Source organism: Arcobacter vandammei (genome assembly GCF_016106035.1).
Classification (GTDB): Bacteria; Campylobacterota; Campylobacteria; order Campylobacterales; family Arcobacteraceae; genus Aliarcobacter; species Aliarcobacter vandammei.
In genome coordinates, this window is record NZ_JADKPZ010000003.1 from 69199 (window position 1) to 94132 (window position 24934).

27 protein-coding genes are annotated in these 24934 nt (G+C 27.8%); 18 read left to right on the plus strand and 9 right to left on the minus strand.

What is annotated here, in order from left to right:
* The first annotated feature begins 33 nt into the window (after positions 1-33).
* Genes IQC44_RS02445 through IQC44_RS02460 form a run of 4 tightly spaced genes read left to right on the plus strand, consistent with a single transcriptional unit; the run spans position 34 to position 2867 of the window.
* Positions 34-1023 (plus strand): DNA cytosine methyltransferase, encoded by a 990-nt coding sequence (locus tag IQC44_RS02445; protein ID WP_228286231.1) that lies wholly within the window; start codon positions 34-36, stop codon positions 1021-1023.
* Positions 1020-1784: a group I intron-associated PD-(D/E)XK endonuclease gene (locus tag IQC44_RS02450; protein WP_198304619.1), complete on the plus strand. Its 765-nt coding sequence runs from the start codon at positions 1020-1022 to the stop codon at positions 1782-1784. The genes IQC44_RS02445 and IQC44_RS02450 overlap by 4 nt, the downstream gene beginning before the upstream one ends.
* Positions 1785-1787: 3 nt before the next feature.
* Positions 1788-2576: a 5'/3'-nucleotidase SurE gene (gene surE / locus IQC44_RS02455; RefSeq protein WP_198304620.1), complete on the plus strand. Its 789-nt coding sequence runs from the start codon at positions 1788-1790 to the stop codon at positions 2574-2576.
* A 24-nt stretch (positions 2577-2600) separates the two neighbouring features.
* Positions 2601-2867: a hypothetical protein gene (locus IQC44_RS02460; protein WP_198304621.1), complete on the plus strand. Its 267-nt coding sequence runs from the start codon at positions 2601-2603 to the stop codon at positions 2865-2867.
* Positions 2868-2897: 30 nt separating this feature from the next.
* Here the strand turns inward: IQC44_RS02460 and IQC44_RS02465 are convergent, their stop codons facing one another.
* A complete protein-coding gene (locus IQC44_RS02465; protein ID WP_198304622.1) occupies positions 2898-5216 on the minus strand; it encodes a fatty acid cis/trans isomerase in 2319 nt (772 codons plus the stop codon).
* A 93-nt stretch (positions 5217-5309) separates the two neighbouring features.
* On the opposite strand from IQC44_RS02465, the gene IQC44_RS02470 reads away from it, so the two are divergent.
* The 3 genes from IQC44_RS02470 to IQC44_RS02480 are packed head-to-tail and all read left to right on the plus strand — an operon-like array spanning position 5310 to position 7710.
* On the plus strand, positions 5310-6188 hold the full coding sequence (locus tag IQC44_RS02470) for an aspartate carbamoyltransferase catalytic subunit (protein ID WP_198304623.1): 879 nt from the start codon (positions 5310-5312) through the stop codon (positions 6186-6188).
* A gap of 1 nt (position 6189) precedes the next feature.
* Positions 6190-7140 carry an aminodeoxychorismate synthase component I gene (locus tag IQC44_RS02475; protein ID WP_198304624.1) on the plus strand — a complete coding sequence of 317 codons (951 nt, stop codon included), beginning with the start codon at positions 6190-6192 and terminating at the stop codon, positions 7138-7140.
* A gap of 9 nt (positions 7141-7149) precedes the next feature.
* Positions 7150-7710, plus strand: a complete 561-nt coding sequence (locus IQC44_RS02480) for an aminotransferase class IV family protein (RefSeq protein WP_198304625.1) — start codon at positions 7150-7152, stop codon at positions 7708-7710.
* Here the strand turns inward: IQC44_RS02480 and IQC44_RS02485 are convergent.
* On the minus strand, positions 7692-8333 hold the full coding sequence (locus tag IQC44_RS02485; RefSeq protein WP_198304626.1) for a transglutaminase-like cysteine peptidase: 642 nt from the start codon (positions 8331-8333) through the stop codon (positions 7692-7694). The genes IQC44_RS02480 and IQC44_RS02485 overlap by 19 nt on opposite strands.
* A gap of 37 nt (positions 8334-8370) precedes the next feature.
* Here IQC44_RS02485 and IQC44_RS02490 point away from each other — a divergent pair, with 37 nt between their 5' ends.
* A complete protein-coding gene (locus tag IQC44_RS02490; protein WP_198304627.1) occupies positions 8371-8811 on the plus strand; it encodes a hypothetical protein in 441 nt (146 codons plus the stop codon).
* A gap of 22 nt (positions 8812-8833) precedes the next feature.
* On the opposite strand, the gene IQC44_RS02495 is transcribed toward IQC44_RS02490, so the two are convergent.
* The 6 genes from IQC44_RS02495 to IQC44_RS02520 form a co-directional block, all read right to left on the minus strand.
* Positions 8834-9832, minus strand: coding sequence for a beta-ketoacyl-ACP synthase III (locus IQC44_RS02495; RefSeq protein ID WP_198304628.1), 999 nt, complete (start codon positions 9830-9832; stop codon positions 8834-8836).
* Positions 9833-9851: 19 nt separating this feature from the next.
* Positions 9852-10859, minus strand: coding sequence for a phosphate acyltransferase PlsX (gene plsX / locus IQC44_RS02500; RefSeq protein WP_198304629.1), 1008 nt, complete (start codon positions 10857-10859; stop codon positions 9852-9854).
* On the minus strand, positions 10859-11011 hold the full coding sequence (gene rpmF, locus IQC44_RS02505; RefSeq protein WP_198304630.1) for a 50S ribosomal protein L32: 153 nt from the start codon (positions 11009-11011) through the stop codon (positions 10859-10861). The genes plsX and rpmF overlap by 1 nt, the downstream gene beginning before the upstream one ends.
* An 11-nt stretch (positions 11012-11022) precedes the next feature.
* Positions 11023-11400 carry a hypothetical protein gene (locus IQC44_RS02510; RefSeq protein ID WP_198304631.1) on the minus strand — a complete coding sequence of 126 codons (378 nt, stop codon included), beginning with the start codon at positions 11398-11400 and terminating at the stop codon, positions 11023-11025.
* 6 nt (positions 11401-11406) lie between these two features.
* Entirely contained in the window at positions 11407-11820 is a 414-nt protein-coding gene (ndk, locus tag IQC44_RS02515) for a nucleoside-diphosphate kinase (RefSeq protein WP_198304632.1), read from the minus strand.
* Between the two features lie 109 nt (positions 11821-11929).
* A complete protein-coding gene (locus IQC44_RS02520; RefSeq protein ID WP_198304633.1) occupies positions 11930-12202 on the minus strand; it encodes a DUF362 domain-containing protein in 273 nt (90 codons plus the stop codon).
* A gap of 181 nt (positions 12203-12383) precedes the next feature.
* On the opposite strand from IQC44_RS02520, the gene IQC44_RS02525 reads away from it, so the two are divergent.
* The 3 genes from IQC44_RS02525 (at position 12384) to gdhA (ending at position 15948) form a co-directional block, all read left to right on the plus strand.
* Positions 12384-12980 (plus strand): peroxiredoxin, encoded by a 597-nt coding sequence (locus tag IQC44_RS02525; protein ID WP_198304634.1) that lies wholly within the window; start codon positions 12384-12386, stop codon positions 12978-12980.
* 155 nt (positions 12981-13135) lie between these two features.
* Positions 13136-14458: a transcription termination factor Rho gene (gene rho, locus IQC44_RS02530; protein WP_198304635.1), complete on the plus strand. Its 1323-nt coding sequence runs from the start codon at positions 13136-13138 to the stop codon at positions 14456-14458.
* Positions 14459-14595: 137 nt separating this feature from the next.
* Positions 14596-15948, plus strand: a complete 1353-nt coding sequence (gdhA, locus tag IQC44_RS02535) for an NADP-specific glutamate dehydrogenase (RefSeq protein ID WP_198304636.1) — start codon at positions 14596-14598, stop codon at positions 15946-15948.
* Positions 15949-16065: 117 nt separating this feature from the next.
* On the opposite strand, the gene IQC44_RS02540 is transcribed toward gdhA, so the two are convergent.
* The gene (locus IQC44_RS02540) at positions 16066-16743 is read right to left on the minus strand and encodes a uracil-DNA glycosylase family protein (protein WP_198304637.1); all 678 of its coding nucleotides are present in this window, start codon (positions 16741-16743) and stop codon (positions 16066-16068) included.
* A 77-nt stretch (positions 16744-16820) separates the two neighbouring features.
* On the opposite strand from IQC44_RS02540, the gene murI reads away from it, so the two are divergent.
* From murI to IQC44_RS11730, 7 genes are read left to right on the plus strand one after another with little or no spacing between them, the layout of a single operon-like run.
* Positions 16821-17606, plus strand: coding sequence for a glutamate racemase (gene murI, locus IQC44_RS02545; protein ID WP_198304638.1), 786 nt, complete (start codon positions 16821-16823; stop codon positions 17604-17606).
* Positions 17603-19519: a DNA polymerase III subunit gamma/tau gene (locus IQC44_RS02550; protein ID WP_198304639.1), complete on the plus strand. Its 1917-nt coding sequence runs from the start codon at positions 17603-17605 to the stop codon at positions 19517-19519. The genes murI and IQC44_RS02550 overlap by 4 nt, the downstream gene beginning before the upstream one ends.
* A gap of 59 nt (positions 19520-19578) precedes the next feature.
* Positions 19579-20412, plus strand: coding sequence for a DsbA family protein (locus tag IQC44_RS02555; RefSeq protein WP_198304640.1), 834 nt, complete (start codon positions 19579-19581; stop codon positions 20410-20412).
* A 3-nt stretch (positions 20413-20415) separates the two neighbouring features.
* Positions 20416-21354, plus strand: a complete 939-nt coding sequence (gene hemC, locus IQC44_RS02560; protein WP_198304641.1) for a hydroxymethylbilane synthase — start codon at positions 20416-20418, stop codon at positions 21352-21354.
* A gap of 1 nt (position 21355) precedes the next feature.
* Positions 21356-22507: an McrC family protein gene (locus tag IQC44_RS02565; RefSeq protein ID WP_198304642.1), complete on the plus strand. Its 1152-nt coding sequence runs from the start codon at positions 21356-21358 to the stop codon at positions 22505-22507.
* Positions 22488-23480 (plus strand): PDDEXK nuclease domain-containing protein, encoded by a 993-nt coding sequence (locus IQC44_RS02570; protein WP_198304643.1) that lies wholly within the window; start codon positions 22488-22490, stop codon positions 23478-23480. Before IQC44_RS02565 ends, IQC44_RS02570 begins: the two co-directional genes overlap by 20 nt.
* Positions 23480-24925, plus strand: a complete 1446-nt coding sequence (locus IQC44_RS11730; RefSeq protein WP_276529958.1) for an McrB family protein — start codon at positions 23480-23482, stop codon at positions 24923-24925. The genes IQC44_RS02570 and IQC44_RS11730 overlap by 1 nt, the downstream gene beginning before the upstream one ends.
* Positions 24926-24934: the final 9 nt, after the last annotated feature.

Genomic DNA, 24934 nt, shown 5'->3' on the forward strand with positions numbered 1-24934 from the left:
TTTGTTATAGTTTAAATAAAAAAAGGAGTTATCTTGACAAAATTTGAAACAGAACAATCATTTATAAATTTTAACTCTTCAAATTTTTCTAAAACTAGCTTAAAAGCCATAGATTTATTTGCTGGAATTGGTGGAATAAGATTAGGATTTACAGAAGCTTTTGGCAAAAATATAGAGTTTGTTTTTTCAAGTGAAATAGATAAATATGCACAACAGACATATTATGCAAATTTTGGAGAAGTTCCACACGGAGATATTACAAAAATAGATGAAAAAGATATTCCACCACACGATATTATACTAGCAGGATTTCCTTGTCAAGCATTTAGTATAGCAGGAAAAAGATTAGGTTTTGAAGACACACGAGGAACACTTTTTTTTGATGTTGCTAGAATTGCTGCATATCATAAACCAAAATTAATATTCTTAGAAAATGTAAAAGGTTTTGTAAACCATGATAAAGGAAATACTTTTAAAGTAGTAAAACAGACTTTGGAAGATTTAGGCTATAAAGTATTTTCAAAAGTATTAAATGCAAAAGATTTTGGAGTTCCACAAAATAGAGAGAGAATTTATATTGTTGCATTTAGAGATGATGTTCTTTTTGAATTTCCTAAAAATATAGAAAATTGTGCTTCAATTCACTCAAAACTTGAAAAAAATGTAGATGAAAAATACTATTACAATGATAAACCACTTTTTGAAAAAATAAAAGATGATATTGTAGATAAAACTTCTATTTATCAGTGGAGAAGAAAATATGTACGAGAAAATAAAAGTGGAGTTTGTCCGACTTTAACTGCAAATATGGGAACAGGTGGACACAATGTTCCAATAATAAAAGATGATAAGGGAGTACGAAAACTAACACCAAGAGAGTGTGCAAATTTTCAAGGTTTTCCAAATAGTTTCAAATTTGCAAATTTATCAGATGGGCAACTTTATAAACAGTGTGGAAATAGTGTTGTTGTAGGAGTTATAAAAGAGATTGCAAAAAATATTTATAAAAGGATTTACCTATGAATGAAGTAAAACTTATCGAAGCTTTGAAAAATGAAAATTATAAAAAAGCCAAAGTAGAACAAATTGCAAATAATTTTGGACTTAAAAAAAGTGATTTAATGAAATTTTATACAAGTCATTTTTTTAATAAAATTTCAAAAGAGATAAATTTGCAAGAACTTAGCGAATTTAATATAGATTTTATAGAAGAAAAATTAAGTCAAGATAGTAAAAAAGAGTTTGATTTTATAAAAACTGATTTGAAAAAAATTATAGAAAAATCTTTGTATATTGCTATGACAAATGGTTTTAGTACAAATTTAAACCATATTGAAAGTGGAGTAATGACAGCAAATGCTGGAGATAGTGCAGAATTTATTTTTGTTGCAAGAGCAATTTTGGCTGGATTTAATTGTAGTAGTGTTGATGTACGAAGTAGTAGATATGATGCAATAATTGACTTTGAGGGAATTTTGTTAAGAGTTCAAATAAAAGGTATTAGCACTGGAAATACTATTAGTTTTAAAGATAGAGATAGAGGCGGACTTGGAATTGACCATACTCACGAAAGAAATATTGGAAAAAGAATTACTTCAAAAGATTGTGATATTTATGTTGCAGTTGATAAGCAAGTTGGGATTTGTTATATTATTCCTATGATTTGGGCTGATAGATTATCAGAAGAAGATTGCAAAAGTGTAAAACTAAACCAAATTGAAGAGTATAAAGAGAATTGGGAAATTGTAAAAGAGTTAGCAAAAAAGCAAAAAGGAACATTTTAAAATATGTTAAAAATATTATTAACAAATGATGATGGATACGATGCAGTTGGGTTAAAAGCTTTGATAAAAGCACTTGAACCAATAGCGAAAATTATGGTGGTTGCACCTGCAAAAAACAAATCAGCATGTGGACACTCTTTAACTTTGGATAGACCTTTAAGAATGATAAGTGTTGGTGATGATAGTTATAAAATAGATGATGCAACACCAACAGATTGTATATATCTATCTTTAGGAAATTTATTTAAAAATGGCTATCGACCAGATTTGGTAATCAGTGGAATAAATATTGGTGCAAATATGGGAGAAGATATTACATATAGTGGAACAGCAAGTGCAGCTATGGAAGCTGTACTTCACGGAGTTCCAGCTATTGCAATATCACAAGTTTGCAAAGATATGTGTAGAGATATATCTCATGGTTGGGAATTTGAATTGGCTTGTAAAACTATAGTAACTTTAGTTAAAAAGATTTTTGATGGTTCTTTCCCATTAGATGAAAGAAAGTTTTTAAATGTTAATATTCCACCAATTAGTGCCAAAAATTGCAAAGGCTTAAAAATTACAAAAGCAGGATTTAGAGAGTATGGAAACGATGCTTCAAGACATGTAAATCCAAGAGGTGAAGAGTATTATTGGATAGGACTTCATCCTTTAATGTGGAAAAGTAGTGATGATAAATCTTGTGATTTTGAAGCAATAAAAGATGGTTTTGTATCTATAACTCCTATTATGCTTGATATGACTTCATATAAAGATATAGAAACTTTAGAAAATTGGTTAAATAAATAAAAATAAAAAAGGAAATTCCATATTATGAATTTTGAAAATTCGATTAGAAAACACATAGTAAAACCTTTAGGTGTTTTAAAAGCTGAAGATGAGCTTCAAGAAGTTTTAAAAAGAAAGTTTACAAAAAGAGAGTATAAAACTTTTGTAGCTTTTGAAGAGGGTAAAACTCTTGAAGAGATAAAAACCTTTTTAAAAGAAGAAGATGAAAATGAGATAGATAAAATCTATAAAACTGCTATTAAAAAATTAAATCAAGAGCTATTTAAAAGAGAACTTATTGATATTGGATGAGATAAAAAGATGAAATTTTAATTCATCTTTTTATGGAATAACTTTTTCATAGTATTTATTTAAATCAAAAATTCCATATTCCAAAGGATTTGATTTTTTAAATTCTTTATCAAAATAATCATAAACTTCCCAAAACTTTGTATTTGCACGATTTATAGTGTATTTTAGAAATTTATTATTATAAACTTCTGTATCTTCATAATTTTGTATTAAATCAAAAAAATCACTTAAATCTTCCTGTTTTACATAAGCAAAAATATTTGGATAAGAACCAACAAAACCTTCAATAAAATCAATATCATCTTTTGCTGGGTCAAGTCTTGAACTCTCATCAAACATTAAAGCAACATTTTTATGCCATCTATTTATAACCATAGTATAATTTAGATTTTCACCATTTTTCAATAAAATTCTTATATTTGCAGTGTTAGCACCAGCTCCTACAAAGTGTTTAATTACTTTTGATACATCAGGAGTTGATAATGCTCTTAAGCTATCTTCTATCTCTTCTTTAGTGTTGTAAGATGGTTTTATAGAAGTAGGGATGTAGTCTTTCTCAACAAAATTAATTTTATCCTTTTCTGTTTTTGTGTAGTTTAAAAGATTTTCTACAAATTCATATTTATAATCTTTTGTTTTAAATTTTATACCAGTTTCATTGTCGCTTGGTGTATAAGTTGTAAGATATTGTGCTAACCAACCAATATACCAAGAGTTAAAGTAATCAATTCTACTTTTTTGTGGAAGAAACTCTAAAAAATTACTTTCGCCCTCAACTCTTAATCTATCCATATGAGTTCTTACAAGTAGTTGATGAGCTGTATTCCCAAATACATCAAAACCAGCAACTAAAGAGTAGTAAATTCTCTCTAAAAGTGGAAAATCAATAACCCATAAAGTTTTTGGGATATTTCCTAATGCTCCATAGTGAAGAGAGGCTGAATCAAAATGTCTATAAACAGTAAGAATTGAATCATTATTTGAGCTATGTCTTAAATAATTTAGTTTTAAACCACCTTTATAATATTTTTTATAAAGTGCTGCTCTATTTTTTTGATAAGCTTTAGTTTCGCTCTCTTTTCCTAAGTTTTTAAATGTTTGAAAAAGGCTAGGATCTTCTCCTAGTTGATTTGGTACTTTTAGATTTTCAAAATTATCTTTTAAAAAATTTTTATCAACTATACTTAAATCATATTTTGGATCCATAAAAGCCACCCAAAAATGGTCTTGAATTACATTTAGAGCAATTTGTCCTTTACAAACTGGTCCTTTTATAAAATTATTTATTATAAAATATATATCTTTTAACATAAATTCATAACGGCTAATAGCTGGAATTTGTTTAAAAACTTCTAGTGCATTTGGGCTATCTTTTTCACTATAGTTTGGAATATATGGCTCTTCTTCCCAGTTTGGTTTTATAAATATATCATTATAAAATTTCAATTTTTCATCATCCATTTTATAAACCATATGAGTTTTATGAGTTATTGTAGAAGTTACTTTTTGGAATCTATAAAAAAATGGCTTATTTATTCCATCATAAGGAAATCTAGTAGCAATTATTTTTGGCTTTTGACCTGATGGAGTGCTTGAGCGAATTAATTCATAAAAATTATTACTTTTTTCATCAAAATAAATATGACCTAAAAATAGATGCTCATAAATATATCTTGCTGTTACTTTATGTTTTATATCTTGATTATTTAAGAAATCTTCAAATTTTTTTATCATATTTTGTTCAAAATTTGGTATTTCAGAATCTTTTGTATCATTTAAAGAGCCATTATTTAGCCAAGTCATCAAAGTATTATATTCATCTTTTGTAAGATTAGGAAATCCATAAGGCATTCCTTTATGAGGATTTTTATCAAAATAACTCTCTAATTCATCTCTATCTTTTACACAAGTTAATTTTTCTGTTTCAGGTGAATAAGTTCCTTTTAACTCAGGATTTAGCTCTTTTTGAAATAAAAATTGCATCATAATTGACTCTTCACTATCCTCATCTTTATCCAAAACAGAAGAAAAATTTTTATCTCTCCAATCTTTTGTAGATAAAGCATCAATAAAAAGTCTAGTAGGATCTGCTGCTTTTAATCTTGTTGCATAAACTTCATCTTTTGAACTTCCTCTACTAAGCCCTTCAAAAGAGTCTAGCTTTAATTGACAAGGAGAGTTATAACAAGAGTGACAAGAAACACATCTATTATCAAGAATTGGTTTTATATCTTTTGAAAATGAAATTTTTTTATCAAGTTTTACAAATTCAACCTCTTCTAACTCTTTGTTTGAACAGGCTGTAAATAAAAGAGTAAATAGTAAAATTATTAAAATTTGAAGTTTCATAAAGTCCCCTAAATAAATTTTGATTTATTATATAAAAACTTTATTTTTAAAGTGCTTTTTGCTAAAATCCAAAACTAAAACAAAAGGAAAAAAATGCAACATTTAATACGAACTTCTGATTTTACAAAAGAGGAAATTTTAGATATTTTTAATGATGCTAGAGGGTTTTTAGATTTTAAACCATGTGATATTTTAAAAGGTAAAATAATAGTAACTCTATTTTTTGAAAATTCTACAAGAACTAGAAGCTCTTTTGAAATAGCTGCAAAAAGATTAGGAGCAGAGGTTGTAAATCTCGATGTTGGTACATCTTCACAAAAAAAAGGTGAAACAATGTATGACACAGTTGCAAACTTGAATGCAATGAAACCAGATGCAATAGTAATAAGACACAGTGTACACGGTCTTCCAGAGAGTTTAATAGGTTATGTTGATTGCCCAATTATAAATGCAGGAGATGGAAGACACTCACATCCAACTCAAGCTCTACTAGATTTATTTACAATTTATGAATATTTTGAGGGAAAAACAGATGGTAAAAAAATTGCCATTGTTGGAGATGTTAGAAATTCAAGAGTTGCTGGTTCAAATAGAAGATTACTTCCTAGATTTGGAATAGATGTTAATCTTGTAGCTCCTGATTGCTTTAAATATGAAGGAAATGAGTATAAGCAATTTGATAAAATATCTGATGTAATTGATGATATGGATGTTATAATGGCTTTAAGAAGTCAGCTTGAAAGACATAATATTACATATTTTGAATCTCTTCAAGAGTATGCAAAAGATTTTTGTATTACTATGGAGCATATGGAAAGAAAAGATTTCTTACTTTTACATCCAGGTCCAGTTAATAGAAATGTTGATATAAGTGATGATGCTTTAAAACATCCAAGATGTAAAGTTTTAGAACAAGTTACAAATGGTGTTGCTATAAGAGCTGCTATTTTAAAGAAATTAATACTTGGATAAATTGGATACTTTTAAAAAATTATTAAACAAATATGGCTCAGAAAAAGAGCCTTTTTTGTTTATCTTATCTTATGACCTAACGAAAATCCATATAGAAAAACTAAATCAAGCAAATAAAAATATAAAATATGAACTAAATAGTTTTAATAACACTCTAAAAAAAGAGTTTTTTTTTAATAAATTTCCAATCTCTTTTGAAAGCTATAAAGAAAAATTTGAGAAGATAAAAGAGGAGATAAAAAGAGGAAATAGCTATTTATTAAATCTTACATCAAAGACAAAAATAGAGACAAATTTATCTTTAGATGAAATTTATGATGCTTCAAATGCTTTATTAAAATTAAGATTTAAGAGCGAAAATGAAAATTTTACCTGTTTTACTCCTGAGAAATTTGTTGAAATTTTTGAAGATAAAATTTATACATACCCTATGAAAGGTACAATAGATTCAAGTTTAGAAAATGCAAAAGATATTTTATTAAATTGCCCAAAAGAGAAAGCAGAACACACGATGATTGTTGATTTGCTAAGAAATGATTTAGGAAGAGTTGCAAATAATATAAAAGTGGAAGAGTTTCGATTTTTTGAGAAAATTGAATTAAAAGATAAAGGGCTTTATCAAACAAGTTCAAAAATAAGTGGAGAGTTGAAAGATTGGAAAAATAATTTAGGAGATATTATTTTTAATCTTTTACCAGCTGGTTCAATTACAGGAACACCAAAAAAATCAACAATTAATATTTTAAATAGCATTGAAGATTATGAAAGAGGTTTTTATACAGGAATTTTTGGAATTTTTGATGGAAACTCATTTCAAAGTTTTGTTTTAATACGATTTATAGAGATGATAGAGGGTGAACTTTTTTATAAAAGTGGTGGTGGAATTACTATTGATAGTGATGTAAAACTAGAGTACGAAGAGTTGATAAATAAAGTTTATCTACCATTTTAAAGGAAAAGCATGTATTTTGAAACAATAAAATGTGAGGACTTTGAAATTTTTAATTTAGATTATCATAATAAAAGAGTTGCAAAAACAATAGGAAAAAACTTAAATTTACAAGAGTATATAACTCCAATTTCGCCTGAACTTTTAAGATGTAAAATTATATATGATAAAGATGAGATATTAGATGTACAATATTTTCCATATACAAAAAGGGATACAAGAAGTTTTAAAATAGTATTTGATGATAATATTGATTACTCTAAAAAATATTTAAATAGAGAAAAAATTGATGAACTTCTTTTAAAAAAAGAGCTTTGTGATGAAATAATTATATTAAAAAACGGTATTGTAACTGATACAAGTATTGCAAATATTGCTATATTTTATGAGAATAGATGGATTACTTCTGAATTTCCACTTTTAAATGGGACAACAAGAGCAAGACTACTTGATGAAAAAAAGATATTTGAAAAAAATATTACACTAGAGATGCTTTTAAATTCTAAAAAGTTAGCTATTTTTAATGCAATGATAGGTTTTTGTGAACTAAATGATTATTCATTTAGTTTATAAACTCTATTTAAAAGCTTCTCCCATTTATTCTCTTTGCCCCAATTGAGGTTTATTTTTTTTGTGAATTTATCGTTTGTTAAGTAGTATGAGTCTATTTCATTAAAAGCAAATTTTGGAATTAAATCTTTTCTTTTTGAAAAAGGAATTACAACAGAACTCAAATTATCCATAACCAAAGGAGATTCATTTTTATTTTCACTATAAAGTAAAATCATATGACTTCCTCTATTTCCTTTTACATCAACAACAGCAAAATAAAGATTTTCTTTTTTTATTCCTATTTCTAAAAGTGTAAAATATTTTGCAATTGCATAATCTTCACAATCACCATGTCCACTTATTAAAAACTCTTTTGGGGTTGCCCAATAATCATCAATTCCTGAACTCTTTGTATCAAATTGTGGAAGAGTTTTATTCATAAAACTATTTACATGAGATAATTTTTTTATTAATTCATAATCTTTTATTTTTATTTTTAATTCACTATATTTTTCAAGTCTTTTCTCAATAAATGACTTTTTTGGAGAACTATTTATATTTTGATAATCTTTTGAATTTAGCTTAAATTCATAGGAAAATAGAGCATTTGATAGTATAAGGATAAGGATAATTACTTGTTTCATAAGATATAATAACAAAAAATTTATAAAAGGAACTATTTTGCTAGATAATATTATTGAAAGTTATGAATATAGGGCTTTAGTTGAAGGGCAAATAAAAGAGCAAATATCTTTTCTTCTATCAAAAGAGCAAGAATTTTCAGTTGTTTTAAATGTTTCAAAAATAGATTTTAATCCACAACTTCCAGAGTATATTATGGAAAATATCAATCATTTTGCACTATTTACTTTAGCTAATTATACATATAGTACAATAAGTTTATATAGTGATTTTATGACTTTTGAAACAGGTTTTGGAGCAGAAAATATAGGTAGTGTATTAAGTGTGCCATATTATTCGATTTTACAAATAGTTGTAGATGAAAAAGTTATTTTCTTAAATCACACAGCAACAGTTGAGGATTTTAAAATACCAAATCAAAAAAGAAGTTCAGTGGATGTTTTTAAGAGCAACCCTAAAAATAAGAAGTTTAGTAGCTAAAAAAGTGGTTTGAACCCACTTTTTATTTTTTTGGAGCAAATTTAAATAAAGCACTTCCCCAAGTAAGCCCACCACCAAAAGCATCAAAAAGTATTGTATCACCAGCTTTTAGTTTTCCTTGTTCAAAAGCATAGTTCATAGCCATAGGAATTGAAGCAGCCGAAGTATTTCCATACTTATCAACAGTTACAACTGTTTGCTCTTCTGTTAAATTAAGAGCTTCACCAACAGCTTTTATAATTCTATAATTTGCTTGATGTGGGATAAAATGAGTAATATCCTCATTTGAAAGATTGTGTTTTTCTAGCATTTTTATAACATCTGAAGTCAAAGTTTTAACTGCTAATTTGAAAGTCTCATTTCCTTTCATAGAAATACATGACATTTTTGCATCTAAAACTTCTTGGCTACAAGGGTGTTTGCTTCCACCACCAGCAGTTTTAATTAAATCCTCATAAGTTCCATCACTAGAACAAGAAACATCAATTATAGCTTCATTTTTATCAGTTGTTGCACTAATAATTGCAGCTCCAGCTCCATCTCCAAAGATAAAGCAAGTAGTTCTATCTTCGTAGTTTAAGATAGAACTATATTTTTCAGCCCCAATTAGTAAAACATTTTTCTTTAAACCAGACTCTATAAAAGCTTTTGCAATATTTAAAATGTAAACAAACCCTGTACAAGCAGCACTTACATCAAATGCCATAACATCTTTTATACCAATTTTTGAAGCTATTAAACAAGCTGTTGATGGCATACATAAAAAATCTGGAGTTACAGTTGCACAAATTATTAAATCAATATCTTCTTTGTTAATTCCTGCTCTTTGTATTGCAATTTGGGCAGCACGAGAACCTAAATCTGAAGATGCTTCATTATTTTCTGCTAACCTTCTCTCTTTTATACCAGTTCTTTTTGTAATCCATTCATCACTTGTATCAATTATTTTTTCAAAATCTGCATTTGTCATGATTTTTGGTGGAATATAAGCACCAATTGATCTAAAAGCCGCATAAGTCATTACATTTTATCCTTTAGAACTAAAGAGTAGGTTCTTTAGTACTATATTTTAATAATCTTTGTTCAATAATATTATCTAGGTTTGAACTAGCTGCTGTTATTGCTTGAAAGATTGCATTTTTTATAGCTTTAGGGTTTGATTTTCCATGAGAGATAATAACAGGAGCTTTAACACCTAATAGTGGAGCCCCACCATATTCAGCATAATCTACTCTTACTTTTAAGTTTTTAAATACTTTTCTCATTAGTACAGCACCAGTAATAGAAATAAGAGATCTTTTTAGATTTTTCTTAATAATTTTACCAATAGTATCTGCAACACCCTCAGCTGTTTTAAGTAGGATATTACCTACAAAACCATCACAAACAACAACATCAACTGTTCCTTTGAAAATATCACTACCTTCAACATTTCCCGCAAAGTTAGGTACTTTTGAAAGTAACTTATATGCCTCTTTAGTTACTTCATTTCCCTTGCTCTCTTCTTCTCCATTACTTAATAAACCAATAATTGGTTCATCAAGTCTTAATACAGATTGAGCATAAGCTTGACCCATAATCGCAAATTCAAATAGATTTTTAGCATCGCTATCTACATTTGCTCCAACATCTAAAACCAAAGTATTTTGATTCTCACTTGTTGGCATAAGTGTAGCAATAGCAGGTCTTGAAACACCTTTGATTCTTCCAATTCTTAAAGTTGCCAAAGACATAGAAGCCCCAGAATGCCCAGCTGATACAACAGCATCTGCTTTACCATCTCTTACTAACTCTATTGCTTTATAAATTGTTGATTCTTTTCTTTTTAAGGCATCTGTTGCACTATCATGCATTGATATTACATCATCTGCTTCATGAATTTCTATTCTATTTAAAAAAGTAGGGGGGATAAGTTTTAAAAGTTTTTCTTTATTTCCAACAGCTATTGCTGTAAAATTTATGTTATTTCTAAGAGCTTCTATAAGCCCTTCAACTATAGGCTCGGGACCAAAGTCCCCTCCCATTGCATCAATTGCAATCTTTAACATTAGTTTTTATATTCACCAGTGTTTGGATTAACCATATGAGGCATTTTCCAAGAACCATCTGTATCTTTTACTGGTCTTTTTAATGTAATTTTGTAATGAGCTCTTCTCATTGCTGATCTTGAGTGAGACACTCTTCTCTTTGGTACTGCCATAATTATTCTCCTTAAAATTCTTTTTCAAAAAGTTGATTATCATTTGAACAATTCTTACAAATATAATAATCACTTTTTATACTATTTAGCTCACTTTGAATTATTTCATCAAAATCAATTAAGCTATTTTCTATTTCTATTACTAAAAACTCTTCATCATCACCTTTAAATACACCATCACTTAAAAGAAGTTTTAAATCTTCATTAAGTGTAAAAGGCTCAGAACAGCCACATCTTGAGCAATCTATATCAATATCGCCCTTCAAAATTGCTTCAATTTTTACTAAAGATGATGAAATTCTACAAAAAGTACCTTCAATTTTAACTGAATTAAAAGAAGTTTCTAACTCTTTTTTTGTTGTTGGTACTTTTTTAAACTCTATTTTCATAATTTATTAACAAATTTCTCTTTGAGCAAAGAAAAATGCAATTTCAATTGCAGCATTTTCTAAAGAATCACTTCCGTGAACTGCATTTGCATCAATTGAATCTGCAAAATCTGCTCTAATTGTTCCAGCAGCTGCTTCTTTTGGATTTGTTGCACCCATTAATTCTCTATTTTTTGCCATTGCATTAGCACCTTCAAGTACTGAAACTACAACTGGTCCAGAAATCATAAATTCAACTAAATCTTTAAAGAAAGGTCTAGCAGCATGAACTGCATAAAATGCTTCTGCATCTGCTCTTGAAAGTTGCATTTTTTTTGTAGCTGCAACTCTTAATCCAGCTGATTCAAATCTATCTAAGATTTTTCCAACTACATTTTTTGCTACTGCATCTGGTTTGATGATTGATAATGTTTGTTCCATCTAATTTGTCCTCTTTAATTTTTTAAGTCGCGGATTATATCCAAAAAAATAAAAAAAGACAAGTAAAAAATACTTGTCTTTAAAATAATGTATTTAATATGTTATAAAACTATTCAATAACTGGAACTCCAGCATTCCCTCTATCATCTTTTTCAACTTTACTAGAACCAACTTCGTCCCACACGATACAGCCCTCAGTTGGACAGGCATCAGCACAGGCTGGTGTATCATTATGACCAACACACTCTACACATTTATCTTTATATACATAATATACATCTTCACCAGTTGGATTATCATCATTATCAACAATAGCACCAACAGGACATTCATCCAAACAGGCATCACAGCTTATACAAATATCAGTAATTAAAACAGCCATTATAATTCTCCTAAAATAAAATTTTGCTAACTTTAACAAAGAGTTTATAAAATTTAACTTTAACAATAAGTATAAAGGATAATATTTATTATTTGAAAAAACTTTTTTAATTTAAGCTAATTGTAAATTTTATCTGATACAATTTCGACATTCAAATTAATTAATAAAAAAGGATTTAAAAATGTTAGTAACAAAAAAAGCTCCAGATTTTACAGCAACAGCTGTTTTAGCAGATGGTCAAATTGTAGAAGATTTTAACTTATATAAAAATATCGGAAAAAATGGTGCGGTATTATTCTTTTATCCACTAGATTTTACTTTTGTTTGTCCTTCAGAAATTATTGCATTCTCAAACAGAATTAAAGATTTTGAAGAGAGAGGAATTCAAGTAATTGGTTGTTCAGTTGATTCTCAATTCTCACACTTTGCATGGAGAGAGACTCCAGTTGAAAATGGTGGAATTGGAAGAGTTAAATATCCATTAGTTGCAGATTTAAGCAAACAAATTTCAAAAGATTTTGATGTATTATTTGGTGATTCAGTTGCATTAAGAGGATCATTTTTAATTGATAAAGATGGAACAGTAAGACATGCAGTTATTAATGACTTACCACTAGGAAGAAACATTGATGAAATGATTAGAATGGTTGATACTATGTTATTTACAAATGAGCATGGTGAAGTTTGTCCAGCTGGTTGGTCAAAAGGTGATGAAGGAATGAAAGCTGATAAATCTGGTGTTGCTGAATATTTAGCAAAACACTCAACAGAGCTATAATATTTTATAAAAAGGGTGTCAAATTTTGACACTCTTTTTTAATATTTCTTGACAAAAAAAGAAATATTAACTAAAATTACACTTTTACTTTAAAAAAATCTCAAAAAAACTACAAAACTACATAAATTTATGTGAATTCAAAGGCAAACACACTCATGGAAGAGTCTAAAGAAGAATTAAAATCAAAAACTACAAAAAAAACAAGAACACATATACCTGTTGATGGATATAAAATAGAGCAATTAAGAGAGCTACCAATGGAAGCTTTACTTGATATTGCAAATGATTTGGATGTTGAAAATCCTCAAGAATTAAAAAGACAAGATTTAATGTTTATGATACTTGCATCTCAAATTGATGCTGGTGGATTTATCCTATTTACTGGAATTTTAGAGATAAAAGAGGGTGGATTTGGTTTTTTAAGAGCTATTGATGGAAATTTTTCTGATACATCAAATGATTCTTATGTAAGTGCAACACAAATTAGAAAGTTTGCTTTAAGAACTGGAGATATAGTAACAGGACAAGTACGACCACCAAATAAAGATAGTGAAAAATATAATGCACTTTTAAAAATTGAAGCAATTAATTATCTACCAGTTAAAGAGTCTAAAAATAGACCACTATTTGATAACTTAACTCCACTATATTCAACTACAAAATTTAATTTTGAGTATGAATCGCATAAAATGACGGGAAGAATGCTTGATTTGTTTGCTCCAATGGGTAGAGGACAAAGAAGCTTAATTGTTGCTCCTCCAAAAACTGGTAAAACAGAACTTTTAAAAGAGTTAGCTCATGCAATTAGCAAAAATCATCCAGAAGTTACTTTAATGGTCCTTTTAATTGATGAAAGACCAGAAGAAGTTACAGATATGCAAAGAAGTGTAAAAGGTGAGGTTTATAGCTCTACATTTGATTTACCTGCTCAAAATCATGTAAGAGTAGCAGAAATAGTAATTGAAAAAGCAAAAAGACTTGTAGAGATGAAAAAAGATGTTGTAATTTTACTTGATTCAATTACAAGACTTGCACGTGCTTATAATACAGTTACTCCATCATCTGGAAAAGTTCTTTCAGGTGGGGTTGATGCAAATGCTTTACATAAACCAAAAAGATTTTTTGGAGCGGCTAGAAATATTGAAGAGGGTGGAAGTTTAACTATTGTATCAACTGCTTTAATTGAAACTGGTTCAAAAATGGATGAAGTTATTTTTGAAGAGTTTAAAGGAACTGGAAACTCTGAAGTTGTTCTTAGTAGAAATGCTGCAAATAAAAGAGTTTATCCAGCTCTTGATATTATCAAATCTGGAACAAGAAAAGAAGAGCTTCTTTTATCTCCTGATATTTTACAAAAAACATGGATTTTAAGAAATGCAATTTCTCAAATGGATGAAGTTGAAGCCTTGAAATTCTTATATTCAAAAATGCAAAAAACAAAAAACAATGATGAGTTTTTTGCTTCTATGAATGAATAAAAGCTTTATATCCGCTTAAATCTGTCCAAAAAAGTAAAATATTTACAAATTTGTAGATATTTTGCTTATACTTTAAACAAAATCAAATAAAACTTCTGATACTATTGTTTCCCGAAATTTGAACAAAAGGAAGGAAAATGGCAAATATCAATGAACTTTTAGAATATCTAAAAAGAACAAGTCCTGGGCAAGATGAGTTTCATCAAGCTGCTGAAGAAGTTTTACACTCACTAGAACCTCTATTTGAAAAATATCCAAAATATAAAGATAATAAAGTTTTAGAAAGATTGGTTGAGCCTGAAAGACAAATCATGTTTAGAGTTACATGGGTTGATGATAAAGGAGAGATTCAAATCAATAAAGGATATAGAATCCAATTTAGTTCAACTTTAGGACCATACAAAGGTGGATTAAGATTTCACCCAACTGTAAACACTGGAATTATTAAATTCTTAGGATTTGAGCAAATTTTCAAAAATGCACTAACAGGTCTTCAAATTGGTGGTGGAAAAGGTGGAAGTGACTTTGACCCTAAAGGAAAAAGTGATAATGAAATAATGGCATTTTGTCAAGCATTTATGACTGAATTATATAGACATATTGGATCAACAACTGATGTTCCTGCTGGAGATATTGGAGTTGGAGGAAGAGAAATTGGTTATATGTTTGGTATGTATAAAAAACTTGCAAATGTTTATGATGGGACATTTACAGGAAAATCTTTAAAATGGGGTGGATCATTAGCTAGAACAGAAGCAACTGGATATGGTTGTGTATATTTTGCAAAAAATATGCTTGATGCTAGAGGTGAGAGCTTAAAAGGTAAAAGATGTGTAGTTTCTGGTTCTGGAAATGTTGCTATTTATACTATTGAAAAACTTTATCATGTAGGAGCTTTACCAATTGCTTGTAGTGATTCTAAAGGTATGATTTTAGATGAAGAAGGTATTGATTTAGATCTATTAAAAGAGCTAAAAGAGAACCAAAGAGCAAGATTAAGCGAATATGTAAAATATAGAAAAGGTGCCATTTATACTCCTGTAGAAGAGTATCCAAAAGGTAGAAATGCTATTTGGTCAATACCTTGTTTCGCAGCATTCCCAAGTGCTACTCAAAATGAGTTAAATATAGAAGATGCAAAAGAGTTAATTAAAAATGGATGTTTTTGTGTAAGTGAAGGAGCTAATATGCCTTCTACAAATGAAGCTGTTGATTATTTTGTTGCACAAAAAATTGCTTATGGTCCTGGAAAAGCAGCAAATGCTGGTGGAGTTGCTACAAGTCAATTAGAAATGGCACAAAATGCAGCTATGATTTCTTGGACTTTTGAAGAAGTTGATGCTAAATTAGAACAAATTATGCACGGAATTTTCCAAAGAGTAAGCAAAACAGCTGAAGAGTTTGGAGAGCCTACAAACTTTGTTTTAGGAGCAAATATCGCTGGATTTAGAAGAGTAGCAGATGCTATGATTGAACAAGGAATTGTTTGATAAAAAATAAAACTTAAGGATTTTCCTTAGGTTTATAAAAATTCTCTCTTAAAAATATAACACTACAAAAAATATAAAATAATCATTTTGAAAACTTAAATTGCCTTTTCCTCAAGTTCAATTAAATTTTAAGTTTTCAAATGATAAAGCCTTTTTATACTCATTTACTCTAAAATCAAAATGTGTAAAATTTATATTTATATTTTTCTCATTTTTATATAAAATATTTGAACCAATAGACCTATTTGCAGCATTAGATGGAGAAGTTAGAGATATTGTAATAATAGTCCTATTATTAAAAATAAATTTGTGAATTCGTAAATATTCATCTTCTACTCTTTCAAATTTTATGTTTTCTTTTTTTAAAATTTGCCTAAAAAAGTATTCTGGAGAGTTTTTTGAATTTTTGCCTGTAAAAAGAATTGTATCAATGTTTTTATATTCAAACAAGTATTTTAATATATCTCTTAATTTTATATTTGACATTCCACTATCACTTGCATCTATTTTCTCTCGATAACAAGAATCTACAATATCACAAATTCCAATTTTTTGATTTTGTAGAAAATCAACTCTTTGTTCTATTGCTCTATTTGAATTCTCAAAAAGTAAGTTTAAAGAGAAGATTTGATTAAAAATTTGCCAAAGTAGATTGTCTTTTGAGCCATAACAAAAATCGACATCTTTAGGTTTTAACTCTTTTGTACAAAATCGAGGAGGTGGCAAAGTTCCAACTATTAAATATTTTGTATCTTTACATAAAATAGGATTATATGGATGATAATGTAAAAACAAAGAAATCCTTTATTATTTTAACATTTTAGTTATATCTTTTTGGTTATAATTCCGACAAAATTTCAATAAGGAACCGTTTGAAAGTAGGACTTTTTGACTCAGGTCTTGGTGGTTTGACTGTATTAAATGCTATTGCAAAAACTCTAAAAGGTGCAGAAATTTTTTATATTGCTGATACTTTATATGCACCTTACGGAGATAAAAACAAAGATGAAATATTTTCAAGATGTGATAAAATAACAGAATTTTTGCTTGAAAATTTTGGAATAGATGCTCTTGTAGTAGCATGTAATACAGCAACATCAATTATAATAAAGCATTTAAGAGAAAAATTTCCATTTTTAATAATAATAGGAATAGAGCCAGGTATAAAACCAGCAATAAATAGTTCAAGAAATGGAAACATTGGTATTTTAGCTACATCTTCGACTTTAAAAGGTGAAAAATATAGGCTTTTGGTTGATGAGTTAAAAAAAGAGCATGAGATAAATTTGTATGAACAAGCTTGTGTTGGTTTAGTTCAACAAATAGAGCTAGGAGAAACAAGTACATTAAAAACTTATGAAATGCTTGAAAATTGGTTAAAACCTATGCTTCACAATCATGTTGATACAATAGTTTTAGGTTGTACTCACTATCCTTTAGTTAAAAAAACAATAAAAGATATTATGGGTGAAGATGTTGTGTTAATAGATACAGGTGAAGCGATTGCAAAAAGGTTAATCGCTTTAAGTCAAAATGCTGGACATATAAATGAGGGAGATTTAGATATTCTTATTTTATATACAGGTGAAATAAATAGTAAAATGGTAAAAATAATTTTAAGAAGAAATAAATTTGAAATAAGGAAGTGTGAGATATGAGTAGTATTCAAGATAGAGTTTTAGCTCTAAAATATAGACCAAAAAGGTTTGAGGATTTAATAGGGCAAAGTACAGTTTCTCAAACTCTAAGCCTAGCTCTTGATAGCTCAAGATTATCTCATGCTTATTTGTTTTCAGGACTTAGAGGAAGTGGAAAAACTTCAACAGCTAGGATTATGGCAAAAGCACTTTTATGCGAACAAGGACCAACATCTAAACCTTGTGAAATTTGTGAAAATTGCAAAAGTGCAAATAAAGGTATTCACCTTGATATTATAGAGATGGATGCTGCAAGTAATAGAGGAATTGATGATATTAAAGATTTAATAGAGCATACGAAATATAAGCCAAGCCTTGCTAGATTTAAAGTTTTTATAATAGATGAAGTTCATATGCTTACAAATCAAGCTTTTAATGCACTTTTAAAAACCCTTGAAGAGCCTCCAGGTTTTGTAAAATTTATACTAGCCACAACAGATGCTTTAAAACTTCCAGCAACAATCTTAAGTAGAACTCAACATTTTAGATTTAATAAAATTTCTCATAATGATGTAGTACATCACTTAAGTCATATTTTACATGAAGAGAAAATAGAGTTTGAAAAAGATGCTTTAAATATTTTAGCAAGAGGTGGACAAGGGAGTTTAAGAGATACTTTAACACTACTTGACCAAGCTATAATTTTTTCAAAAAATAAAGTATTTGCTCAAAGTGTTGTTGAGATGTTGGGTTTAATTAACCCAGAAAAAATGGAAGCAATTTTTTCTATGATTTTAAATAAAGGTGATATTAATGATATTTTAAAAGAGTTGGAAATTTATGAAACAACTCAAATAATTGATGAAATGACACTATATTTAAAAGATAAGATGATTTCAAAAGATAGAAGATTTGATTTACTTTTATTTGATAGATTTTTTAGAGTTTTAAGCGATGCAAAACATCTTTTAGCAATAAATAGTGATGGAACTTTTGTTTTAATTTTAACTTTTATGAAATTAATTGAAGCAACAAAATTAAAATCAATAGATGATATTATAAATCAAGTTGAAAAAATTGAGGCAAAAGCAGATATTGTAAAACCTGTAAAAGTAGTTGAAGTACAAAAAGAAGAGCCAAAATTAGAGATTCAAAATATAGTAAAAGAAGAGCCAATAAAAGAAAAAGTAGAAGAAGAAAAAGAAGAGCCAAAAATAGAAAATAATATCTCTTTAAATACTATTGATGCTATTTCTAAAATAGAGTTTGAAACACCTTTTGATGAGCTACCAACAGTTGCTCCAGTTTTACAAAATATTGAACAAACAGCTACTATACAAGAAGTAGAGCAAAAAGAAGTTATTGTTCAAAATGTAGTTTCATCTTTAGAGCAAGAGATAGAATATATTCCATTTGAAGATGAGAGTGATGAATCAAGTGATTTATATACACAATTAACAGAAAAAGTTTATGATAGAGATTTTGAATTAGGAGAGTGTTTTGAGAAAAACTTTATTTATAATGGTTTCTCAAATAATGTACTTCAAATAATCTCTTATGCAAAAGATGATGAAAGAAAGCTATTATATAAACATTTTGGTATTATCAAAGCCTTTGCACAAGAGGTTTACGGCTCAAATGTAGAGTTAGATTTCAAAAAGGAAGAAGCCACCATACTAAATAAAGATTTAGTAAAGGAAGAAAAAAAACAAGAAATAAATGAAGTTTTAGAAGAGAGTTATCCAAATGATATAGGTTCTATGATAGAAGATATTGAAGTTGGTTCGGGTTGTGTTGCTGATATGACAAAAAGTTCAAATGAGACTTTATCCTCAAAAGAGTTACAAGTAAATGATATATTGAACTCAAAAATGTTGGATAAGGCAAAAGAGCTTTTTGATATTAGAAAAATTACAGTAAAATCACGAAGTTAAATTAACTTTTTATTAAAGATAAAAAGATAGACTATAAAAATTTTTTAAAAGGAAAATATATGATAAAAAGAAGTAAAAACCTATTTGTTTTAAGTACACTTTTAGGAGCATCACTTTTTGCAAATGATAATTTAGTTTTAGATTATGAGAAAAAAAGAGTTTCTCAAAATCCAAATGTAAAAGTAAAAGATATTAAAATAAATACTAAAAAAGATTTAACAATTTCTGGATGGACTGGATATATTTTGGATATTGATGCAGTTATTCAGGGAAAAGATATTAAAGCTAAAGATTTTTTATTCACAAATGGAACACATATTGCACCAGAGTTAATTGATATAAAAACTATGCAATCAATGAAAGATGTTATTATTCCAAATTTAACAGATAAATACTACACAAAAGCAAATTTTATAGCTGGAAATGAGAAAGCAAAAAATAAAGTTGTTTTATTTTCAGACCCATTATGTCCATTCTGTATGGACTATATCCCAACAGTTATAAATGAAGTTAATAAAAATAAAGAGAATATTGCACTTTATTATTATGCTTTTCCTTTAATGCAAATTCATCCAGCTTCATTGCCTTTATCTAAAATGATTGATATTGCACACAATAAAGGTGTTGCAGATATTGTAACAAAGGCATATACAACTGATTGGTCAAAACATTTTGATGAAAAAACAACTGATGAAGCGAAAATCTTAGAAGCATTTAATAAAGAGCTTGGAACTAATATTAAAATTGAAGAGTTAAATAAAAAAGATATAAATGACAAAATTTCAAAAGATATAAATATGGGTGATGATGTTATGGTTTCTGGAACACCAACAATTTATGTAAATGGTGTAAAAGAGAGTCCAAAATTCAATTTTGATACTTTGGGTAAATAGTATATGGAAAAACTTGTAATCGCAACAAGAAGAAGCCAACTTGCTCTTTGGCAAAGTGAATATATAAAAGCTGAACTTTTAAAACACTATCCAAATATGAAAATAGAGCTTCAAGAGTTTGTAACAAAAGGGGATAAAATCCTTGATGTGCCACTAGCAAAAATTGGTGGAAAAGGGCTTTTTACAAAAGAGCTAGAAGTTGCTATGCTTGAAGGCTCTGCTCATCTTGCAGTGCATTCACTAAAAGATGTGCCAACACAGTTTGAAGATGGGCTAACTTTGGCTGCTGTTTCAAAAAGATTTAATCCACAAGATGCAATTTTGAGCAACAAATACAAAAGCCTTGATGATTTACCAAAAGGTGCAGTTGTAGGAACTACGAGTCTGCGAAGAAGAATGGCTATAAAAATGCTAAGACCTGATATTGAACTAAAAGATTTAAGAGGAAATATCAACACAAGAATAGCAAAATTAAATGCTGGTGAGTACGATGCGATAATCCTAGCAGCTACTGGAATAGAGAAGCTAAATTTACAAAATGAAGTAAAATATTTTTCACCAATTCCAACAGATATTATGATACCTTCTATGGGACAAGCAACTTTAGGAATAGAAACTACAACAGATCCAAAAATTATTGAGATTGTTAGCGTATTAAATGATAAAAATGCTGAAATAGAATCAAAAATTGAAAGAGGTTTTGTAGATATGCTTCAAGGTGGATGTCAAGTTCCAATTGGAATAAAAGCTACAATTTTAGATGAAAATAGTGTAAAAATCTCTGCAATTGTGGGACTTCCTGATGGAACAGAGTATATAAAAGATGAAAAAATTGTAGATATAAACTCTTATGAAAGTGCTGGAAGAGATTTCGCACAAGATTTCATAAAAAAAGGTGCAGTTGAGCTTCTAAAAAGAGCTGAAGCTATGGCTTTTAAATAAGATGCAAAATAGTATTATCTATGAATATGAAGAAGTTTTAAATAAAAATTTAAAAAATCATATCATAGATAATATCTCACTTCATAAATACTTCTCCTTTGATTGGAGAGATTTAAAAGCCACTTCATATTGTGGGATTTTAAATTTTGAAAATCAAGATTTTTATATCTTACCAAAAATTGCAAAAGATGAAAAACAAAATCTAAATATTTTTATTTATATGTTGATGTTTTCTTATGATATAAAACTCTCAAATGAACAAATTGCAATTTGTTCAAACCAAAAATACACTATTTTAGAAGTTTTTGTGCAGATGTTTGCCAAAAATTTACTTGATGAGTTAAAAAAAGGAGTTTTTAAAGAGTATATTTTAAAAGAGGAAAATTTAAGAGTTTTAAAAGGAAAATATCTAATAAATGAAAATCTAAAATATAACTTTACACACGATAAAATTTATTGTCAATATGATGAATTTTGTGAAGATAATACATTAAATCAACTCTTTTTATATGCAGTTAAATTTTTACAAAAATATGTAAAAGATAAAAAACTTTTAAAACAGATTGAGCTTATTTTTGATGAAGTTGAATACAAACACTTTGATATAACTAAGATAAATATTCATTTTAATAGATTAAATCATAGATTTAAAACAAGTTTTGAGATGGCTATTTTACTTTTGAAACAACTTATTCCAATATTTTCACAAGATAAAAAGAGTTTTGCTTTTTTATTTGATATGAATATACTTTTTGAGAAGTTTATAGCTAGAGTTGTAAAAGATTTAGATAGTCGTGCAAAGATACAAAATAAAGATAATTTTGGCGATTTAATCTTAAAACCAGATATTATTTTGCTTAATCAAATAATAGATACAAAATATAAAAAACTAAATAGTTTAGATGACTTAAAACAAAGTGATAAACTTCAAGCTTTTGCTTATGGAGTAAACTATAAAGTTGAAAATGTAATGCTTTTGTATCCTAGACATTTGGATGAGATAAAATATGATTTAGTTTTAGGAAAAGATGATAAAAAAGTAGATTTAAAAATAAGATGTATTGATTTAAACTATGAAAAAGATAGTTTTGATGAGTATATTTGCGAGATAAAAAAAGAGTTGAGGGGCTATTATGAGTTTAGTAACAAATAATTTATATAAAGAAGTAAAACAACTATTAGAAAATGCTAGAAATAAGGTTTATCAAACTATAAATAGCACTATGACACAAACCTATTTTGAAATAGGAAGAAAAATAGTAGAAGAAGAGCAACATGGAGATGAGAAGGCAAAATATGGTGCAATGCTTATAGAAAATTTATCAAAAGAGCTTACAAAAGAGTTTGGGAAAGGTTTTTCAGTAGATAATTTAGAAAATATGAGACGATTTTATCTAGCCTTTTCAATTTCCGAGACAGTGTCTCGGAAATTTGTATTAAGTTGGTCGCACTATCTATTTTTAACTAGAATTGAAAATATAGATGAAAGAAATTTCTATGAAATAGAGGCATTTGACAATAACTGGAGTTTGCGAGAGTTAAAAAGACAGTTTAATAGTGGGCTTTTTGAAAGATTGGCTTTGAGTAAAGATAAAACAAAAATAAAAGAGCTTTCAACAAAAGGACAAATTGTACAAAAAGCAAATGATATGATAAAAGACCCTTATATTTTGGAGTTTGTTGGGCTTCCTGAATTATCAAGTTACAGTGAAAGCCAATTGGAGCAAAAACTAATAGATAGGCTAGAGAATTTTTTACTAGAGCTTGGAAAAGGTTTTACATTTGTTGCTAGACAAAAAAGAGTTACAATAGATGAAAAGCATTTTAAAGTTGATTTGGTTTTTTATAATAGGCTTTTAAAATGTTTTGTTGTAATTGATTTAAAAATTGGAGAGCTAAAACATCAAGATATTGGGCAAATGATGATGTATGTAAACTATTTTGATAGGTTTGAAAAACAAGAAGATGAAAATCCAACTATTGGGATAATTCTTTGTAAAGATAAAAGCGAAACTTTGGTTGAACTTACTTTGCCAAAAGATAATAAGCAAATTTATGCAAGTAAATATTTAACAGTTTTACCAAATAAAGATGAGTTGAAAAAATTATTGGAAGAGGGGGAATGATGATGAATGAAGATGCTTTTAGAGAATATTTAGGACAAGTAATTAATCAAAGAGGTAATAATTTTACTGAAGCAACAATTAATCAATTTATTGATGATTTGAAAAATAAAATACCAAATCAAGTTCAAGGCTATGGTAATTTACTCAATATTTATAATTATAAAATAGTAGAAAGTATAAAAGAAAGACTCAACAATCCTGATGATGCATTATATGAATTTAATAGAAGAGAAGGAAATGGTCGTCCAAGTAATGCATTATTTCATTATATTAACTTTCTAAAAAAAAATGAGCATATGGTAACTGAAGAGAAAACAAACCTAAAAATAAAAAATATAATGCTTTATGGTGCACCAGGAGTTGGGAAAACTTATAATTATAAAAAATTGGTTTCATTAATTGAAAGTGGAAAATATAGTGAAAATGATATTTTTAATGTACTTATTGAAAATAAAAATTTAGATATAAATATTGATGAAACTTTTGGGAATATTGAAAAAGAGAATAGATTAGAATTTGTAACATTTCATCAAAGCTACTCTTATGAAGATTTTATTGAAGGGTTTAGACCAAATGAAGATAAAACTATAAAGCTTGAAGATGGAATATTTAAAAAACTTTGTGATGATGCAGAAATAAATCTATTAAAATCATCGAACAAAAAAGAACTTTTATTTATAGATGCTATTAATTTATTTTTAAGAGAAAAAATAGAAAACCAAGAGAGTGTAAAAATCAATTTAAAAAGAGATAATAGTTACTTTAATATTTATGACTACAATAATAAAACTATTTATTTTGAAAAGCAAAATGGTGATAAATCACATACATTATCTCTTAAAACTTTAGAAAAGATGTATTATGAAGAGGGTAATAATATTATAAATGGAGGACTTGCTCCATATTATAATCCTATTTTAGAGGAATTATTAAAATTAAAAAATAAAATAAAAGTAGAAGAAACCAAACAAAAAAACTTTTATATAGTAATAGATGAGATAAATAGAGGAAATATCTCTAAAATCTTTGGAGAACTTATCACTTTGATAGAAGAAGATAAAAGAGATATTTACGAAGTAACACTTCCATACTCAAAAGAGAAGTTTAAAATACCCTCAAACTTATATATTATAGCCACTATGAATAGTACAGATAAATCTATTGCAACTATTGATATAGCTTTAAGAAGAAGATTTACATTTTTAAAGATGAAACCGCAAGAAAGTTTAGTTCCAGAAAATGCAAAAGAACTATTTATAAATCTAAATAATTTTATAGAAAAAACTTTAGGAGAAGATTATCGACTTGGACATAGCTATTTTATGCAAGGCTTAGACTTGGATTTTGTAAAAGAGTATAAAATCAAACCTTTACTTGAAGAGTATTTTTATGGTGATGATGAAAATTACAAAAAAGCAGAAAATATTTTATACCCAAAAAGCTAGACAATAGCT

Bases quoted from the DNA above. Each gene is read 5' to 3' on its own strand.
- IQC44_RS02450 (WP_198304619.1), top strand. From the start codon at position 1,020: ATGAATGAAGTAAAACTTATCGAAGCTTTGAAAAATGAAAATTATAAA.
- surE (WP_198304620.1), top strand. From the start codon at position 1,788: ATGTTAAAAATATTATTAACAAATGATGATGGATACGATGCAGTTGGG.
- IQC44_RS02460 (WP_198304621.1), top strand. From the start codon at position 2,601: ATGAATTTTGAAAATTCGATTAGAAAACACATAGTAAAACCTTTAGGT.
- IQC44_RS02465 (WP_198304622.1), bottom strand. From the start codon at position 5,216: ATGAAACTTCAAATTTTAATAATTTTACTATTTACTCTTTTATTTACA.
- IQC44_RS02470 (WP_198304623.1), top strand. From the start codon at position 5,310: ATGCAACATTTAATACGAACTTCTGATTTTACAAAAGAGGAAATTTTA.
- IQC44_RS02480 (WP_198304625.1), top strand. From the start codon at position 7,150: ATGTATTTTGAAACAATAAAATGTGAGGACTTTGAAATTTTTAATTTA.
- IQC44_RS02485 (WP_198304626.1), bottom strand. From the start codon at position 8,333: ATGAAACAAGTAATTATCCTTATCCTTATACTATCAAATGCTCTATTT.
- IQC44_RS02495 (WP_198304628.1), bottom strand. From the start codon at position 9,832: ATGACTTATGCGGCTTTTAGATCAATTGGTGCTTATATTCCACCAAAA.
- plsX (WP_198304629.1), bottom strand. From the start codon at position 10,859: ATGTTAAAGATTGCAATTGATGCAATGGGAGGGGACTTTGGTCCCGAG.
- rpmF (WP_198304630.1), bottom strand. From the start codon at position 11,011: ATGGCAGTACCAAAGAGAAGAGTGTCTCACTCAAGATCAGCAATGAGA.
- IQC44_RS02510 (WP_198304631.1), bottom strand. From the start codon at position 11,400: ATGAAAATAGAGTTTAAAAAAGTACCAACAACAAAAAAAGAGTTAGAA.
- ndk (WP_198304632.1), bottom strand. From the start codon at position 11,820: ATGGAACAAACATTATCAATCATCAAACCAGATGCAGTAGCAAAAAAT.
- IQC44_RS02520 (WP_198304633.1), bottom strand. From the start codon at position 12,202: ATGGCTGTTTTAATTACTGATATTTGTATAAGCTGTGATGCCTGTTTG.
- IQC44_RS02525 (WP_198304634.1), top strand. From the start codon at position 12,384: ATGTTAGTAACAAAAAAAGCTCCAGATTTTACAGCAACAGCTGTTTTA.
- rho (WP_198304635.1), top strand. From the start codon at position 13,136: ATGGAAGAGTCTAAAGAAGAATTAAAATCAAAAACTACAAAAAAAACA.
- gdhA (WP_198304636.1), top strand. From the start codon at position 14,596: ATGGCAAATATCAATGAACTTTTAGAATATCTAAAAAGAACAAGTCCT.
- IQC44_RS02550 (WP_198304639.1), top strand. From the start codon at position 17,603: ATGAGTAGTATTCAAGATAGAGTTTTAGCTCTAAAATATAGACCAAAA.
- IQC44_RS02555 (WP_198304640.1), top strand. From the start codon at position 19,579: ATGATAAAAAGAAGTAAAAACCTATTTGTTTTAAGTACACTTTTAGGA.
- hemC (WP_198304641.1), top strand. From the start codon at position 20,416: ATGGAAAAACTTGTAATCGCAACAAGAAGAAGCCAACTTGCTCTTTGG.
- IQC44_RS02565 (WP_198304642.1), top strand. From the start codon at position 21,356: ATGCAAAATAGTATTATCTATGAATATGAAGAAGTTTTAAATAAAAAT.
- IQC44_RS02570 (WP_198304643.1), top strand. From the start codon at position 22,488: ATGAGTTTAGTAACAAATAATTTATATAAAGAAGTAAAACAACTATTA.
- IQC44_RS11730 (WP_276529958.1), top strand. From the start codon at position 23,480: ATGATGAATGAAGATGCTTTTAGAGAATATTTAGGACAAGTAATTAAT.